This is a genomic window from Dyadobacter sandarakinus, from assembly GCF_016894445.1.
GTDB lineage: Bacteria > Bacteroidota > Bacteroidia > Cytophagales > Spirosomataceae > Dyadobacter > Dyadobacter sandarakinus.
In genome coordinates this window covers 1-17677 of the sequence record NZ_CP056775.1, presented here as the reverse complement: position 1 = coordinate 17677, position 17677 = coordinate 1, and the positions used below count along the sequence as shown (strand labels likewise).

Annotated in this window: 16 protein-coding genes; 9 read left to right on the top strand and 7 right to left on the bottom strand. The window is 48.2% G+C overall.

Translation table 11 applies throughout. From position 1 onward, the window contains the following. Window positions 1-2: 2 nt before the first annotated feature. Window positions 3-521: a (2Fe-2S)-binding protein gene (locus tag HWI92_RS00080; protein ID WP_204660183.1), complete on the bottom strand. Its 519-nt coding sequence runs from the start codon at window positions 519-521 to the stop codon at window positions 3-5. Window positions 522-685: 164 nt separating this feature from the next. Between HWI92_RS00080 and HWI92_RS00075 the strand changes: the two genes are divergently transcribed. After that, window positions 686-1915, top strand: a complete 1230-nt coding sequence (locus tag HWI92_RS00075; protein ID WP_204660182.1) for a DUF819 family protein — start codon at window positions 686-688, stop codon at window positions 1913-1915. Between the two features lie 5 nt (window positions 1916-1920). Here HWI92_RS00075 and HWI92_RS00070 read toward each other — a convergent pair whose 3' ends face one another. Beyond that, window positions 1921-2682 (bottom strand): MBL fold metallo-hydrolase, encoded by a 762-nt coding sequence (locus HWI92_RS00070; RefSeq protein WP_204660181.1) that lies wholly within the window; start codon window positions 2680-2682, stop codon window positions 1921-1923. Between the two features lie 3 nt (window positions 2683-2685). After that, complete coding sequence (locus HWI92_RS00065; RefSeq protein ID WP_204660180.1) at window positions 2686-3063, bottom strand: response regulator; 378 nt, start codon at window positions 3061-3063, stop codon at window positions 2686-2688. A 224-nt stretch (window positions 3064-3287) separates the two neighbouring features. On the opposite strand from HWI92_RS00065, the gene HWI92_RS00060 reads away from it, so the two are divergent. The 6 genes from HWI92_RS00060 to HWI92_RS00035 all read left to right on the top strand — a co-directional run bounded on the left by HWI92_RS00060 (window position 3288) and on the right by HWI92_RS00035 (window position 10318). Then, the gene (locus HWI92_RS00060) at window positions 3288-3902 is read left to right on the top strand and encodes a DUF1684 domain-containing protein (protein ID WP_229248630.1); all 615 of its coding nucleotides are present in this window, start codon (window positions 3288-3290) and stop codon (window positions 3900-3902) included. A 39-nt stretch (window positions 3903-3941) separates the two neighbouring features. Continuing rightward, window positions 3942-6368, top strand: a complete 2427-nt coding sequence (gene pheT, locus HWI92_RS00055; RefSeq protein ID WP_204660178.1) for a phenylalanine--tRNA ligase subunit beta — start codon at window positions 3942-3944, stop codon at window positions 6366-6368. 54 nt (window positions 6369-6422) lie between these two features. Then, complete coding sequence (locus HWI92_RS00050; protein WP_204660177.1) at window positions 6423-6767, top strand: hypothetical protein; 345 nt, start codon at window positions 6423-6425, stop codon at window positions 6765-6767. After that, window positions 6764-7066: a cell division protein ZapA gene (gene zapA, locus HWI92_RS00045; protein WP_204660176.1), complete on the top strand. Its 303-nt coding sequence runs from the start codon at window positions 6764-6766 to the stop codon at window positions 7064-7066. The genes HWI92_RS00050 and zapA overlap by 4 nt, the downstream gene beginning before the upstream one ends. A gap of 116 nt (window positions 7067-7182) precedes the next feature. Continuing rightward, window positions 7183-8754: a ribonuclease Y gene (gene rny, locus HWI92_RS00040; RefSeq protein ID WP_204660175.1), complete on the top strand. Its 1572-nt coding sequence runs from the start codon at window positions 7183-7185 to the stop codon at window positions 8752-8754. Window positions 8755-8767: 13 nt separating this feature from the next. Continuing rightward, a complete protein-coding gene (locus tag HWI92_RS00035; protein ID WP_204660174.1) occupies window positions 8768-10318 on the top strand; it encodes a magnesium chelatase ATPase subunit I in 1551 nt (516 codons plus the stop codon). Window positions 10319-10375: 57 nt separating this feature from the next. Here the strand turns inward: HWI92_RS00035 and recA are convergent, their stop codons facing one another. Further along, window positions 10376-11443: a recombinase RecA gene (recA, locus tag HWI92_RS00030; RefSeq protein WP_204660173.1), complete on the bottom strand. Its 1068-nt coding sequence runs from the start codon at window positions 11441-11443 to the stop codon at window positions 10376-10378. A gap of 215 nt (window positions 11444-11658) precedes the next feature. After that, window positions 11659-13152, bottom strand: a complete 1494-nt coding sequence (locus tag HWI92_RS00025) for a hypothetical protein (RefSeq protein WP_204660172.1) — start codon at window positions 13150-13152, stop codon at window positions 11659-11661. A gap of 159 nt (window positions 13153-13311) precedes the next feature. Here HWI92_RS00025 and HWI92_RS00020 point away from each other — a divergent pair, with 159 nt between their 5' ends. Beyond that, window positions 13312-14346 (top strand): aminopeptidase, encoded by a 1035-nt coding sequence (locus HWI92_RS00020; protein ID WP_229248628.1) that lies wholly within the window; start codon window positions 13312-13314, stop codon window positions 14344-14346. A 14-nt stretch (window positions 14347-14360) separates the two neighbouring features. Then, window positions 14361-15155, top strand: coding sequence for a DUF3108 domain-containing protein (locus HWI92_RS00015; protein ID WP_204660171.1), 795 nt, complete (start codon window positions 14361-14363; stop codon window positions 15153-15155). Here HWI92_RS00015 and HWI92_RS00010 read toward each other — a convergent pair. Together HWI92_RS00010 and dnaA are read right to left on the bottom strand one after the other, a co-directional pair. Further along, window positions 15130-16119: a GNAT family N-acetyltransferase gene (locus tag HWI92_RS00010; protein ID WP_204660170.1), complete on the bottom strand. Its 990-nt coding sequence runs from the start codon at window positions 16117-16119 to the stop codon at window positions 15130-15132. The genes HWI92_RS00015 and HWI92_RS00010 overlap by 26 nt on opposite strands. 39 nt (window positions 16120-16158) lie before the next feature. Next, window positions 16159-17595: a chromosomal replication initiator protein DnaA gene (dnaA, locus tag HWI92_RS00005; RefSeq protein ID WP_204660169.1), complete on the bottom strand. Its 1437-nt coding sequence runs from the start codon at window positions 17593-17595 to the stop codon at window positions 16159-16161. Window positions 17596-17677 lie beyond the last annotated feature (82 nt).

Genomic DNA, 17677 nt, shown 5'->3' with positions numbered 1-17677 from the left:
GACTAGGGTTTAGCGATAACTTCATTTTTACCCACCTTACCAATGCCGTTCGAGGAAACTTTCATTTCTTCTGCGGCCCGGTGAATCGCTTTCCGGATGCGGTCATAAGTACCGCAGCGGCAAAGGTTACCGCTCATGGCGGCATCAATATCCGTGTCAGACGGGTCGGGATTGGATTTCAGCAAGGCCACGGCAGACATAATCTGGCCCGACTGGCAGTACCCGCATTGGGGAACCTGCTCTTCGATCCAGGCTTTTTGTACCACGCTGAGCTTGTTTTCGCCTATACCCTCAATCGTGGTAATCTTGTCATTCTTCTGTATGCCGGATACAGGAAGCTGGCAAGACCTTACCGGCTGACCATTCAGGTGTATGGTGCAAGCGCCGCAAAGTGCCATGCCGCACCCGAACTTTGTCCCTTTCAAATCCGCAAAATCCCGGATTACCCAGAGCAGCGGCATGTCGGGTTCGACGTCAACCCTGACTTTTTTGTTGTTTACGGTTAAATTATATAGAGCCATGATGAATGAGACTGCAGCCGATTCCTGCTGCAAATGTTCTTGTAAAATATTGCAAAAGTAGGACTTTAACAAACATAAATGTACCCCCTTCATGGCGTGCAAACTTTCATTCTGATTGTCGAAAAACACGCTTAATTTTGTTTTCCCGGTTTAAACCCAGCTGCATGATAACCAACGATGCTACCCTCCTTGGGGTACTGATGATCATTCTCGCCCTTATTTTTTACACAGCATCTCTTTCTTCCTGGAAAAAGTTTTACACCATTATCCCGCCTCTCCTGCTCTGCTACTTCATACCAGGCCTGCTCAACTCAGCAGGCGTGATCAATGGAGCTGCCTCCCAGTTGTACCCGGTGGTTTCCAAATATTTTCTTCCGGCCTGCCTCGTATTTTTTACAATCGGGATGGACTGGAAATCACTGGCCCGCCTCGGCCCGAAGGCACTGATCGCCATGCTGGCGGGTACTGCGGGCATTATGATCGGGGGACCGCTGGCATTATGGCTTGTGGGTAAGCTCAGCCCGGCTACGGTAGCGGGCGAAGGTGCTGATGCATTGTGGCGTGGCCTCGCCACCATTGCAGGCAGCTGGATCGGTGGCGGTGCCAATCAGACAGCCCTCCGCGAGGTATTCCACCCTAGCGACCGGCTGTTTTCACAAATGGTAGCGGTAGATGTGCTGATTGCCGAAGTGTGGATGGCGATACTGATCTACGGTGCGGGTATTTCGGCGCGCATTGATCACTGGCTGGGCGTTGCGCACAATCCTATCGGGGATGTCAAGGACAAGCTTGATGCCGCCCAGAAAGCAAATGAACATATTCCTGCATTGCGCGACTACATTTACCTGGCAGCAGTAGGATTCGGCGCTACGGGTATTTCGCATGCTGCTGCCGGGATCATTGTTCCGTATTTATCACAAAATTACCCCGCACTCGAAAAGTACAGCCTCACCTCGGCATTCTTCTGGGTCATCTCCATTGCAACCCTGATCGGCATTGTACTTTCAGTGTCACCGCTCAGAAAACTCGAATACGCCGGAGCATCAAAGCTGGGCTCGCTGTTCCTGTATGTACTAATCGCCACCATCGGTATGCAGATGGACCTTAAAGCGGTGGGCGACAATCCGGGCCTTTTCGCAATCGGCCTGATCTGGATCAGCATTCATGCCCTGATTATCTTTCTGGTGTGCAAATGGCTGAAAATTCCTTTTTTCTTTTTGGCAGTCGGCAGCCAGGCCAATGTAGGCGGCTCGGCTTCGGCCTCGGTTGTAGCTGCTGCATTCCACCCTGCCCTGGCTCCGGTAGGCGTACTGCTGGCCATCCTGGGTTATGCAATCGGCACTTATGGGGGATATATCACTGCATTGATGATGCAGTGGGTGAGTAACGGCTGAGTTGCTTACAGATCCAGCACCAGCTCGTCGTAGGCTAGCCTTACATACGGAGGGAGTTCATTTTCCACATCTGCATGGCGGCCCAGCCTGTGGCTGATGTGGGTAAGATACGCTTGGGGCACAGCCAGTTTTTCTATAAGCTGCAGGGACTGGGAAAGTGTAAAATGCGAGATATGCGGTTCTTTCTGGAGCGTGTCCAATACCAGTACCTTCGAGCCTTTGATTTTTTCCTGCTCTTCCTCTGAGATGAAATTGGCGTCTGTAATGTAGGTAAAATCGCCGATCCGGTATCCGTAAACGGCCAGGCGGTGGTGCATTACCTCAACAGGATGTATGCTCACGCCCTGAATATTAAACGGCTTGTTTTCAATAGCATGAAGCTCAAACTGCGGCACGCCGGGGTAACGCTGCTCTGTAAATGCATACGCAAACTCCACCCGGATCTGGTTCAATACCTCGGCCCGGCCGTAAAGTGGAATGTCCCTGCCCGACTTATGATTAAATGCCCGGATATCGTCCAGCCCGGCGGTATGGTCCTTGTGCTGGTGGGTGAAAATGGCCGCATCGAGCTCCCGCACGTTGGCGCGCAGCATTTGCTGGCGGAAGTCCGGCCCGGTATCGATCACGAATGACTTTCCTTCTGTCTGAATCCAGACGGAGGCTCTCAGACGCTTGTCGCGGGGGTCTTTAGAACGACAAACGACACAATCACAGGCAATAACCGGTATTCCCTGTGATGTGCCGGTTCCTAAAAATGTAACTCTCATGAATTATTCCGTCAAATGCGCCACGACTTCGACTAGGCGGTCGAAGTTCAGCGGCTTCATCAGCGCATCGTCAAATCCTGCGTCTTTAAAGTCTTCTTCTGAATAGTTTTTTGCATTGCCCGTGATCGCCACAATCGGTGTTTTGGCTTTCTTTTCGTCGGACAGCTTTCTGATACTTCTTGCGCACTCCATCCCATCCATCACCGGCATGTTGATATCCAGAAGAATAATGTCAAAATCTTCTTTTTCAAGCAGCTGCAATACCTGCTCGCCGTTTTTTACCGAAGTAATCTCATAATGTTGAAATTCCAGAATCTTCCTTGCCAGATTTTGAATGACTGAACTGTCTTCGGCAATGAGTACTCGTTTTGTGTATGACATATGATGGGCCAGGTATTATGATTTAAATTTTGCCAGTCAATTTAGGTATATTTCAATGAACATCGCAAACCGGCGCATGGAGAAGTTTCAAAAATCGACTAAAAAGGGAAATAAACATCTGATACTTTTTCAAACCTGTTTAATGCTTGTAAGTTTGCAATTTTCCTGATCATCAGCGTTGCGACATGTTCAAAAATAAGGTAATCCGATACAGTACATTTGCGATGATAATTGCCATCCTGGCCTATTTTATCATTGAAAACAAAAATGGCAGCTCCTCCTCGGACAATGCCGCCACTGCCGCTGACCCTGCCCTGTACGCTGGCAAGATCAGCGAAGAGCGCAAGACCAAAGACGAGCAGTTCCGCACCGGCGACGACTCGCCCATTGCCGACAAGGCTGCCTTTCATGGGTTACACTACTTCCAGCCCGACCTGTCTTTCCGCGTCCGGGCGACCATTACTCCTTACACGAAAGACGACCGGGAAGTAACTGTCAAATACACGGATGGCAGCTCTGAGAAGTACCAGAAATACGGCTATGCCCATTTCGAACTGGGAGGCCAGCAGCAAAAGTTACTGCTGCTGAAAAATGAATCGACCATCTCGGTATTGTTCAGGGATGCTACAAGCGGAAAACAGACGTATGGTGGAGGCCGATACATTGATTATCCTGAATCAGGGGTAAAAAACAATGTAATGACCCTCGATTTCAACAAAGCGTACAATCCGTACTGTGCTTACCAGGAAAGCTACGCCTGCCCGGTGCCTCCGGCCGAGAATACCCTCGCCGTGGCTGTTACGGCCGGTGAGCAGCTGGAAAGCGCGATCCATGATTAAATCCTTAATTTTGCATTTCTGAATACATAAAGCATCCGCATGAAAATCTCATATAAGTGGCTTAAAGATTTTATAGAAATTACCGAGGTACCTGAGGAAATCGGTCAGTTGCTGACCGGTACCGGCCTGGAAGTAGAAGGAATTGAGGAGATCGAGTCGGTACGGGGAGGCTTGCAGGGTGTGGTGATTGGAGAAGTACTTACCTGTGAAAAACACCCCGAGGCCGATCGTCTGAAACTGACTACCGTGGATACCGGGGCTGAAAACCCGCTTTCGATTGTTTGCGGCGCACCCAATGTAGCCGCCGGGCAGAAGGTGATCGTGGCCAATGTTGGCGCTGTACTGTACCCTACCGGAAGCACCGAGCCGCTGGTTTTGAAAAAATCGAAGATCCGGGGCGCATTGTCCGAAGGTATGATCTGTGCGGAGGATGAGCTGGGTATCGGCACTTCGCACGACGGCATTCTGGTACTGGATACAAACCTGCCCAATGGTACATCCGCCGCGGAGTACTTCGGCATTTCCTCGGATTACCTGATCGAAATCGGCCTCACCCCCAACCGGGCTGACGCAGCATCCCACTACGGGGTAGCCCGTGACCTGAAAGCCGTGCTTGACCGACCAATACACCTGCCTGATGTTTCAGCTTTTCAGGTGCAGCATACAAATGCTAATATTGATGTGGAGGTAAGGAACCAGGAAGCTTGTCCGCGATATGCGGGGCTGACGATCTCGGGCCTGCAAGTCGGCGAGTCGCCGGAGTGGCTGAAACAGCGGCTGCAAACCATTGGGATCCGCTCTATCAACAACATTGTGGACGTAACCAATTATATCTGTCATGAGTTGGGTCAGCCGCTGCATGCTTTTGACCTAGACAAAGTGGGAGGTAAAACGGTGATTGTGACCACGGTGGCCGACGGTACCCCCTTTGTTACCCTTGACGGCATAGAAAGAAAGCTTTCAGATAAAGACCTGATGATTTGCGGGGAAGGTCAGCATGGGCCGGAGCCGATGTGCATTGCAGGTGTTTTTGGCGGACTCAGCTCAGGCGTGAGTGCCGGAACAACCGCTATTTTTCTTGAATCAGCCTATTTTTCACCTGTCTGGGTGAGGCGTACTGCCCAGCGTTTTTCTCTGAAAACGGATTCTTCTTTCCGGTTTGAGCGGGGTACTGATCCCAATATGCCGGTTTATGCATTAAAAAGGGCAGCTCTGCTGATATGCGAAATTGCAGGGGGCCAGATCAGCTCGGACGTTACGGACATTTATCCTGAACCTGTACAGGATTTCAAAATTGCCATGAAGTACCGGAACATCGACCGGCTTATTGGAAAACAGCTGGGCCAGGAGCTGATACATAGTATCCTGAACAAGCTTGATATTCGTGTGGAAGATGCAACAGAAAGTACTTTCACCGCCATTGTTCCGCCCTACCGGGTCGACGTACAGCGGGAGGCGGATGTGATTGAGGAAATATTGCGAATTTACGGTTTTCAGCAGGTGGAGCTTTCCGAATCATTGAGCTCCGACTACCTGTCTGACTTTCCTGTAAATGATCCTGAAAAGCTGAAACTGCGCATAGCAGAGCTTCTCGCCGGAAATGGTTTTTTTGAGATGATCAATAACTCGCTTACCAAGCCTGAGTATCATCAGCTGCTGGCGGGAAGCCTGGAAGGATCACCTGTCAAAATCCTGAACTACCTGAGCGAAGACCTTTCGGAAATGCGCCAGACGCTGCTTTTTTCGGGCCTGGAAGTAGTTGCCTACAACAGCAACCGCCGCCAGCGCGACCTGAAATTGTTTGAGTTTGGCAAAACTTACCAGCAGGTTCAGGATAAGTACGTTGAACGTGAAAGACTATCGTTATTTATCACCGGTAACATGCAGCAGGAATCCTGGATTGCAAAATCCCGGGAAGTTACGTTCCATGACCTGGCCGCAGTGGTAAGCCAGGTACTCGGCGCATTGAAACTGCGCGACTTTGAGAAGCAGGAGGTGTCCGGAAGTATGTTCCAGTCGGGGCTTGCGCTGAGTGTAAACCGCAAAACCGTTGTGACATTGGGCGTACTTCAGACTGCACTTGCGAGGAAGCTCGACATCAAGGCACCGGTTTACTATGCCGATTTTGACTGGGAATACCTGACCAAACTGTACTCATCGGCAGTGGCTTACAAGGAAGTACCGAAGTTCCCTGAGGTACGCCGCGATCTGTCGGTGGTGGTAGACAAAAAGGTAACATTTGAAGCTCTGAAGCAGGCTGCCTACAAAACGGAACGTCAGCTCCTGCGCGCTGTAAATGTATTTGACGTGTATGAAGGGGCTAATCTGGAAGGCAAAAAGTCCTACTCGATCAGCTTCACTTTGCAGGATGAGCAGCAGACCCTGACTGATAAGGTCATTGATAAATCCATGCAGCGGCTGATTGCCACCTACGAGCGGGAGTTTGAGGCTTTGATCAGAAAATAGAAAGGAAGTTCCGCAAACCCTGCCGCGGGGTAGTGGCTTAAAACAGCTTCATCCATGGAGAAAAGTACAATACGCACCCTTGAACACGAGCTGACCGCCCTCGAAAAGAAGCTGGGTATACTGATCAATATAAAAGAAAAATTAAGTTGGTCATTATCAGAAGCTCAGCGTGAAAATGCGGAGTTGAAAACTGAAAATTTGCGGCTCAGGGAGGAAGCTAAGGAAATGAGGAAAAAATACACCACTTTGGAAAAAGACTTTAATAAGTCTAAAAGTTTCGCTAAAATTGTCACTAATAAACTGACGCCAACAAGCGGAATTGCCGAGCTTAAAGAATCAGTTGAAAGATATATACAAGAGATTGACAAGTGCATTGAAATGCTTGAAGATACCTTATGAACAATGTTCCAAGTCCCGATGTGTCAGTGTTTATCAAGCTGATGGACAGAGGCTTTAACCTGAGCGTCCCGGCGGACCAGGAAAAGTTTTACAGGGAAGGGTATGAAGCATTCATGCATAAAGTCAAACATCATAAAAGAGGAAAAAATTACGACGATATAGAGGCCATAGCCCTCGCTTCCATCGATTGCCTGGTGGCACTGCAGAAGAGCCAGGAGGTCATGAAAGAACTTATTGAAGCATTTCAAAACAGGGTAGCCAAGCTGGATGATACCATTTCCGCCGCCATTGAAAGCTGATTGTTCAGGTACATGACCCGTAATTTCCTTTTTACTCCTTATATCATTTCAATTCAGGGCATCGGCATGATGACGCAGGGTTAGTCGGTTAAAACCACATATAACCATTACCTGAAATGTCAAGTTCTTTAATTTTCATCGTGCTGCTTTCAGACATCATTGCGATTGGTGTCGGTATTTTTGCAGGCAAATACATTTTTCAAAAGTCATTCGACCAGAAAGAAAAAGAGGCCCAGGAGCGGGCTGCCGAAATTCTGCGCAATGCTGAAATAGCTGCTGAAAACATCAAAAAAGACCGGATCCTGGAAGCCAAGGAAAAGTATCTGCGGCTCAAATCGGAGTTTGAAGAGGATGCCAACAAAAAGAGAAGCATTCTTCAGACCAACGAACAGAAACTAAAACAGCGCGAGCAGAGCCTGAACCAGGGCCTTGAACAAAACAAAAGGCGCGAGCACGAGCTGGAAGCATTAAAAACCAATCTTAACCAGCAGCTTGAAACGGCTACCAAACGCAAGGATGAGGCCGAAAAAATGCTGCATCAGCAGGTAGCCCAGCTTGAAAAAATAGCCAACCTTACAGCTGATCAGGCCCGCGAACAACTTGTGGATGCCTTAAAGGCCGAGGCCGAAACGCGCGCCGGATCCTTTGTAAAAAGTGCCATGGAGGAAGCCAGGCTTACTGCTACCAAGGAGGCTAAGAAGATTGTCATCGAGACCATCCAGCGGACTGCTGCCGAACATGCCATTGAGAACTGCGTGTCTGTTTTCAACATTGAGAATGACGACATTAAAGGAAAAATCATTGGTCGGGAAGGTCGCAACATACGGGCACTGGAAGCAGCTACCGGCGTGGAAATTATTGTAGATGACACGCCCGAAGCTATTGTAATTTCAGGTTTTGACCCGGTGAGAAGAGAAATTGCAAGACTTTCATTGCACAGGCTTGTACAGGACGGACGCATTCACCCGGCTCGCATTGAAGAGGTTGTTGCCAAAACCCGGAAGAACATTGACGATGAGATCGTCGAAATTGGTGAGCGCACCGTGATCGATCTGGGTATTCACGGCTTGCATCCTGAGCTGGTAAAAATGATCGGCCGCATGCGTTTCCGCTCATCTTACGGACAGAACCTGCTGCAACACTCCCGTGAAGTGGCAAAATTGTGTGCTACCATGGCCTCTGAACTGGGCCTTAATACCAAACTGGCCAAACGCGCCGGCTTGCTTCATGATATCGGCAAGGTATGGCCTGAAGAATCAGACCTGCCGCATGCGATCCTGGGTATGGAGCTGGCGAAAAAATACAAGGAAAACCCTGAGGTTTGTAATGCAATCGGTGCTCACCACGACGAGATCGAGATGACGAGCATGCTTTCGCCGATCATTCAGGTTTGTGATGCCATATCGGGTTCCCGCCCCGGAGCGCGCCGTGAAATGATGGAGTCGTACATTCAAAGGTTGCGCGATCTCGAAAACCTGGCACTATCTTTTGACGGAGTTGAGAAATGCTACGCCATCCAGGCCGGCCGCGAACTTCGGGTAATAATCGACGCAGAAAATGTATCAGATGAAAAAGCCGGAATGCTATCATTCGATATTTCTCAGAAGATTGAAAAAGAAATGCAGTATCCCGGCCAAATCAAAATTACAGTGATCCGTGAAATGCGGTCAGTAGCTTACGCGCGTTAATCAACCATATTACATGACTTATTCACAGCTTACCAGTTCAGAGCTTTTGGGAATCCGAACGCTGGGCGAATTAAAAAGGGCAGGCTACCAGTCGAAAAGCATCAAGCAGGAGCTGCGTGACAACCTGATCACCAGGATCAGGAACAAGGACAATGTATTTCCCGGCATCTGGGGATATGAAGAAACAGTTATTCCTGATGTGGAAAGGGCTATTTTGTCCATGCACAACATCAACTTTCTGGGTCTCCGCGGTCAGGCAAAGACCCGGATTGCCCGTATGATGATCAACCTGCTCGACGAATACATTCCATACATTGAAGGTTCCGAGTTGCATGACGACCCCCTGAATCCATTGTCACGCGCTGCACACGATGCCTTAGCTGAATACAGGGACGACACGCCTGTTGCATGGCTGCACCGCGATGAGCGTTATACCGAAAAGCTGGCTACCCCCGACGTATCGGTAGCCGACCTGATCGGGGACGTGGATCCTATTAAGGCCGCAAGCCTCCGGCTCCCCTACTCCGATGAACGTGTCATTCACTTCGGACTGATTCCGCGTTCTCACAGGGGTATTTTTGTCATCAATGAACTGCCTGACCTGCAAGCACGCATTCAGGTGGCTTTATTTAATATTCTGCAGGAAGGTGATATTCAGATCCGTGGCTTTAAGCTGCGGCTTCCGCTTGATATCCAGTTTGTATTTACTGCAAATCCTGAGGATTATACTAACCGCGGAAGCATCGTTACTCCGCTGAAAGACCGGATCGAAAGCCAGATAGTAACGCACTATCCTAAGACGATCGAAACCGGCAAGAAAATTACCGAGCAGGAGGCAGTTGTTAAAACCGAACAGAAAGGACTGGTTAAAGTTAACGAACTCGCCAAAACACTGATCGAACAAATTGCATTTGAAGCGCGTGAAAGTGAATATGTGGATAGTAAGAGCGGCGTTTCTGCCAGGCTTACAATCTCCGCTTACGAAAGTTTGCTTTCCACTGCTGAGCGCCGGGCATTGATTAACAATGAAACTTCCACTTACATCCGTGTATCAGACCTTTATGGTGTGGTGTCGGCTATTTGCGGTAAAGTAGAGCTGGTGTATGAAGGCGAGGTAGAAGGGCCGGTGATCGTTGCGCAAAATCTTATCGGCAAGGCAATCAGAACGCAATTCCTGAATTTCTTTCCGGATCCCGAAAAAAGCAAAAAGAGCAAGATCAATCCGTACGCCAAGGTGATCGAATGGTTTGGCGCTGGCAACCAGATGGAAATGCTGGGTGACATGACCGACCGTGAGTACTCTGCGCGCCTCAAAACGATTGACGGACTTGACGATTTTGTGGATATGCTCAGTGCATACGCAAGTGCCGAAGAGAAGTTGTTTATGATGGAATTTGCACTTCACGGCATGGCAGAATTCTCGCTCATCGGTAAGCAGTCCCTGGATCAGGGAATGAAGTTCCAGGATCTGGTGAGCAGCATGTTTTCAGGTCCGGGAGAAGATGACGACGATTACGACTTTGATGACGACGACGATGATAATAATGGCAGAAAGCCATTTTAATAACAAAGCCCGGTGAGTATAACTCAACCGGGCTTTTTCATTTATTGGAAATCAGGATCACACCGGAGCACCATCGTCAACGACGTTCGGCTCACTTGTATCAATCAAAGAATCAGGATCATTATTGACCTTACCCCTTACTTTTGCTTCCAGCTCGTCCATTAACTCAGGATTGTCCTTGATCAGGGTTTTCACTGCATCACGGCCCTGTCCGAGACGGTTGCCATCATAGCTGAACCATGAACCGGACTTTTTCACAATATCAAGTTCCACCGCAAGGTCGATGATCTCTCCTACTTTGGAAATACCTTCGCCGTACATAATGTCAAACTCAACTACCTTGAATGGAGGCGCCACTTTGTTTTTAACCACTTTCACGCGTGTACGGTTACCCAGTACCGCATCAGCACTCTCCTTGATCTGACCAACCCGGCGAATATCCAGACGCACCGAAGCATAGTATTTCAATGCATTACCACCTGTTGTCGTTTCAGGGTTACCGAACATGACCCCGATTTTTTCACGCAGCTGGTTGATGAAAATACAGCAGCAGCCGGTTTTGTTGATCACGCCGGTCAGCTTACGCAGTGCCTGCGACATCAGACGTGCCTGCAAGCCCATTTTACTTTCGCCCATCTCACCTTCAAGCTCAGCACGCGGTACAAGCGCCGCTACGGAGTCGATCACAATGATATCTACCGCACCACTGCTGATGAGGTGCTCGGCAATTTCAAGAGCCTGCTCGCCACTATCAGGCTGTGAAATCAAAAGGTTGCTGGTATCAATGCCCAGTTTTTCAGCGTAGGAGCGATCAAATGCATGCTCCGCATCGATGAATGCTGCCAATCCGCCTTTCTTCTGTGCCTCTGCAATGCAATGCATGGAGAGAGTTGTTTTACCTGATGACTCAGGCCCGTAAATTTCAACAACACGGCCGCGGGGTACGCCACCTACGCCCAGGGCGAGGTCAAGTCCCAGGGAGCCTGTCGAGATTACGGGAATATCAAGAACTTTGGTATCACTCAGGCGCATTACTGTGCCTTTACCAAAGGTTTTATCCAGCTTTTCCAGCGTTGTTTGCAACGCTTTTAGTTTGTTGTCCTTATCCGTTGTTGGTTGTGCCATAAAGCAGTACAAAAATTAAATTTGCATGTGAAAATAGCGGCCTTTACTAAGCAAAAACTGCTATCAGATACTCGTTTATCTTTTGTAAATATATCTAATTTTAACACGAAAAACAACCATTTTCCGGGCACTTTGATGAATAAAACAGGTAATCTTTTGAGGATGAACAGGACACTTGAAAGCCGGTAAAAACCTTAGCTTTCAAACGGCAGATTTCAATTAGCGACCGGCTTTTCAGGGGCCATTTTGAGTTCATAAAATGAATCTTTTTTACCCAGATACTGGTCGGCCTCCTGCTGTGACCACTTGGCCTTAAGCACCTCGTAGATATTCGGATATGCATCGTAAGGAATGGGTGTAAACTGCACCTTTTCAGGCCAGGCACCGGCTGTCCAGACGTTTACGCGGAGTGCCCTGACCAGCCTGCCTGCTCCGATAAGGCTGCCGGACACAAGCATCAAAACAAGAATCAGCTGCACCGGCATTGCGCGCAATTTTGTCCAGAGTACCAGCGTTGGAATGTCCGAAAGTGGCTTGAAAAGATAAATTCCGATGATCAGTAAATAGGGAATTAAGCCCCGGAACAGGAAATCATTTACTTTTCCGATCCGGTATATTGGAAAGACCATGACAAAAATCAACAGCAGCCAGAATGGAAATGACGGCAAAATGCGGTTACCAGTCTTGCTGAAAAAACGGTATACCAGAAAAAACACGGCCAGATTAAGACCAATATTGATCGCATATTCGATAACCCTGTTGACCATACTATCCGGAAATTGCCAGATAAAACCGGATACCGGCGCCTGTTCATGAGAAGTAAAAAAAAGGAGTATCGGACCACAGGCAAGTACCGGTAGAGCGACAGTCCGGAATACCAGCGGCCAGTTGAGACGCAGCCGGGCCAGTATCCATTTACGGATGATCAGCACAGCGCTGAGCAAGCCCATTGTAAACGCCGGAAAAACGGCCCACCAGAAGGTAAGTGCAACCGGCAGCACAATGTATTCGAGCGGCTTACGGTGTTGCAGCAGGTAAATAAACATACCTCCCAGCAGAAGCGACGGAATGACCTGATTAGGAACCCACAGCAGGTTTTCGAGGCTCGACCAGGATTCGATCCCGAAGTCACCGAATTCGTAAAGCGCACCGGTCAGTTTATAGAAAACCGTCTTCAAAACATGCGGCATATCACCTACCGACATTGCCAGGACTACATACAGTGGCTTTTTGTTCAATGCAATATAAACCCAGGCAATACCCAGGTAAAACCCGGCCATGGTCCAGATGAAAATGGCTGCTTCACTCAGGGCTCCCACCCATTTGGAAATCAGCGCCGGTACCAGGTAGTATCCGTAATAGTAAGAAATAACCGGACCATCGGCAGGAATGCGGATAGGCCAGGAATACTTGTACAGCTCAAAAAACTTTACATTGTGGCACCAGTAATCGAAAGTCTGGTAAGCCAGGCCGCACACACCGCACATAAAGGTTACAACCAGCGACATCGCTCCGATTATTAACAGATCTCTACCGGATAATAAATTGTCGGTAGAGAAATCTCCTGAGCGTAGTAATTCCGTAGATGAAAGCAAGAGTACCGCAAGCCCGAAAATAGCCAGCACAGGGTTGGTCCAGTAGCAGTAAAAAAGAATATTGGGCAATAACAAATAACCGACGCTGAGAAATCTGAGCTGTTTAATATTCATTACAAGATGCGGAAGCTGAGTATGCAGCGGCAAAAGTACCCAATACAAAAACAAAAAATGCCGTTAATAATGTTTTTGATCAGGTAACGGCGGGATTGAATATCTTACGACTTGCAAATACCAGATGGTGGTATTGCCGTCTTAATACTTTGAGCAGACGTGTTAAAAAAATTTATTGCAGGAGTCTTAATTCTCTTACTGGTTGCCGGAATCTATTACCGTCAGATACTAAGTTATGGCTGGATGCAGGCCAAAGGGCAGATCAGCATGCTCATGCAGGTGGAAGAAGTAGAAAAGGTACTGCTCGACCCGGCATTTCCGGACTCGCTCAAAACCAGGATCAGGCTGATACAGGAGATCAAGCAGTTTGGGATAGATTCGCTGGGACTTTCGCCCTCAAAGAATTACACAACCTTCTACAACCAGCACGGCAAGCCGCTCATCTGGCTGATCACAGCATCGGAGCGGTACAAGGTTGCGCCCTACAAATGGACTTTCCCGATCGTGGGAACATTCCCTTACAAAGGCTTTTTTGACTCGACACGGGCTGCGAAAGAGGAACAACAACTGATTGCGCAAGGCCTTGATACAGATATGGGTGACGTCTCAGCCTGGTCGACGCTGGGGTATTTTCGTGATCCCATCCTGTCCAGCATGTTCAGGAGAAAAGATGGCAGCCTGGCAAACCTGATTTTACATGAGCTTACACACGGAACACTATTTGTGAAGGACAATCTCGAACTGAACGAGAACCTGGCAAGCTTTGTGGGCGACCAGGGTGCAATCCGCTTTTTGAAACATAAATATGGGTCCGACTCTCCGCAAATGAAAGCATATGAATACTCCAAGCAATACAATGACGCCTACTCGCGGCATATGCTGCGAGGTGCAAGTCAGCTTGATAGTCTGTACAGCACTTTCGCTGGTCTTGCACCAACCCCTGACAAGGACAGTTTGAAAAAAGGGCTGATCCGTCACATTGTGGAGACCTCGGATACGCTGCTCAACGGACAGCTCGGAACTTTAAGGACAAACCGCAAGGTTGACCGGGAAATGCCCAACAATGCATTCTTTATCAGTTACCTCACATACAAATCCCGTCAGGATTCGTTTTTGCAGGAGTACCAAACCAAATTTTCCGGCGATCTTAAAAAATACCTGTTGTATCTGAAAGAGAAATATCCTTCTCTTTAACCTACTCTTTTGGCATGAAGAAATCACATTGGATCACACTAGCTTTCATTTTCACCATTTTTCTTATTTCATTCCGCCAGTACGATCAAAACCGCGTTATTACGAACAAGAGCTTCGGAACGGGCGAAAAAGTGGAATACCGCGTGCATTACGGCTTTATCAATGCAGCTGAGGCCAAGGTTGAAATAGGAAGATCCATTTCTACGATCAACAGCAGACCTTGCTTTAAAGTGAATGTCAGCGGCCGGACCGTGGGTGCATTTGACCTGATCAGCCGGGTGCGGGATACCTGGCGGTCTTACATCGATACTTCGGCAATTATCCCGCTGATGTTTGAGCGGGAAATTCAGGAAAACAAGTACCGGAAAGATGAAAAGGTGATGTTCAACCACACCAAGGACCAGGCAATTTCCACGGTAAAGAACGAAACCAAAACCTATAATGTCCCCAACAACATTCACGATATCATCAGCGGGTACTTTTACCTGCGAACCATGAACTTTGAACGCATCCAGGAAGGAGAAGTGATTGAGATACCTACTTTTTTTGACGGCGATGTATACAAATTACGGTTCAAATATGCCGGGCGGGATGTGATCAAGACCAAGTATGGAAAAACGCGCGTTTTGCGACTCAATCCACTCATTCCTGACAACAAGTTTTTCAAAGGCGATGAGCCTATGCGGCTGTGGGTGTCTGACGATACTAACAAAATCCCGCTGAAAGCCAAGGTCGAGCTGGTAATCGGATCTCTGGAAATGGATCTGAAATCCTATAAGGGCCTTAAAAAAGAGATTGTATGGTTTTGAAAAACACTTTTCGAAACTCCTGTAAAATGCGCGCCGGAAAAGGCAGCGCATTTTTGTTTATGCTCAAAAAAGGAACCCGCTGAGCTCCAAAGCCTTCGTAAAAGTAAGCCACTGATGCTATTTCCGGACTTTCAAAATCAAACGTTTTTATCGCTCCGCAATGCTGGTGAAAGTACCGGTCGAGCAGGAAAGTGCGGGCATGTCCTCTTTTGCCGTGCATGTCTGCTGCATTGAAAAGATAAATGGCCTGAATCCCGTGGCGTACGACCAGTATGCCTGCGTGCACCTCCCCCGCTTTTACTGCATGCCATACTTCGGCAAGATTTTTCTCTTTAAGGCATTGAAATAATTTTTCCAACATCAGGTATGCGGCGTTGTTCACGCCTCCTGCAACTTTGCCCGCGTGATTTTCTTTAAAAAGCCTGATGAGCGCACAAGTATCCGCAGCAGGTACTAGCGCCCAATGTTCGTGCGAGGCACGCCTGAGCTGCGTCCTGCGATCCCGGTAGTAAGCATTTGGGATGGTCTCAGGATCATCGTGAATCTCTAACCATTGTGTATGCAGGATTTTGAAATTCAGGAAAGTGATATTGCTCAGATATCCGGTATTATGCGGATTGAAACAGTAAGCTGAGATATACGCGTACCGGCGGTTTATCGCCTGCAAAACCTGCATCACCAGATCCCTGCTTAATGTGCATTGTGAAAAAATGCCCAGATACTGACAAAATAAAGGCTGGTAAAGTATCCTGTAACCGCATTTGAATCGAACCGGTAGCGGAACTGCCAGCCGGTAATGTTCAGTTGGCCATACCAGAGCCTCCCAATCCTGACAAACCTGATCAAGGTAATAGGTAAATGCATACACCACACATTGATGTGACGCAGTGATCAGCGCGTTCCATGCAGTCTCATCGACCTGATGGCGCGAAAGAAAAACAGGGGTAAAGTCAGGATAATGCATGAGCTGGCCAGGATGTTCCAGCTCTTTGGACGGTAAAAGCTACTTGAAGTAACTGCGCAGCTTTTGCAAAGTTTCTTCCACGTCAGGTGCTTCGTCAATCAGAATATTGACGCTCTGAACCGAGTGGATGACGGTACTATGGTCGCGACCGCCGAAATGGTACCCGATTGATTTCAGGGGAAGATCGGTATACTCCTTGGCCAGGTACATGGCGAGCTGACGCGGATATACAACTTCTTTTTTCCGGCTTTTACTTTTCAGGTCTGCAATGGTAATCTGAAAATAGTCCGCGATCACTTCCTGAATCGTGTCGATCGTTACTTCCTTACTTTCATTGGTAACGATATTGCGGAGCGTATTTTTGGCAAGCTCCACGTCGATCTCCCGCCGGGTAAGCGATGCCTGTGCCATCAGCGACACAATCACGCCTTCCAGCTCCCGCACGTTGGAGTTGACGCTATGCGCAATGTACTCAATCACGTCATAGTCAATCGAAATACCTTCAGACTGGATCTTCTTTTGGATAATCGCAATACGGGTCTCAAAATCCGGAGCCTGTAAATCGGCGGTTAAGCCCCATTTGAACCTGGACAAAAGCCTGTCCTGCAAACCTTCCAGCTCACGGGGTGGCCGGTCACTGGTCATGATAATCTGCTTACCGAGCTGGTGGAGGTGGTTAAAAATATGGAAGAAAGTATCCTGCGTTTTTTCTTTACCTGACAAAAACTGCACATCATCAATCGCCAGCACATCCACCCGCATGTAAAAATCGGTGAAGTCCTGCAATGTGTTGTTTTTGATCGAATTGATAAACTGATTGGTAAACTTCTCAGAGGAAACGTACAGTACCTGCTTGCTGTCGAAATGGTTGATAATGTAATTTCCGATGGCCTGCACCAGGTGTGTTTTACCCAAACCTACTCCCCCGTACAACATCAGCGGGTTAAAGGAAGTAAGTCCCGGACGCTGCGCTACCGCAAATCCTGCCGAGCGCGCCAGCCTGTTGCAATCTCCTTCAATGAAGTTATCAAACGAGTAATTGGAGTTCAGGTACGTATCCAGGGTCATCGAGTCCTGGTCTTTGTTGCGCTGAAATCCTTTGCGCGGGTCAGTGGTAAAGTTGTCTGGTTTGGAGTAATTGGTAGACTTGGGCGTGGACACATTCATGGTCAGGGGCTGATGCTTATCATTCCCTTTGTCCACAATAATGGAATATTCCAGTAAACCGTCGCGTCCGATGGCGTAGTCCAATGCCTTGCGCAGCAGGTTTACATAATTGTCTTCAAGCCACTCGTAGAAAAACTGGCTGGGCACCTGGATGGTAAGTACTTTTCCATAGAGCTTCAATGGCCGGATAGGTTCGAACCACGTTTTATAACTATCCTCCGGAATGTGCAGCCTGACCAACTGCAAACAAGCATCCCAAACCTGGTCGACCTCTCTATGTGTGGCTACTCTTTCCAATTGACTTACCAAATTCCTGATGTCATAATCTTAAAAGGACGGCAAAGATATAAAAATACCTGATCTCTGCAGATGATCCCAGGGTTCAATTTAA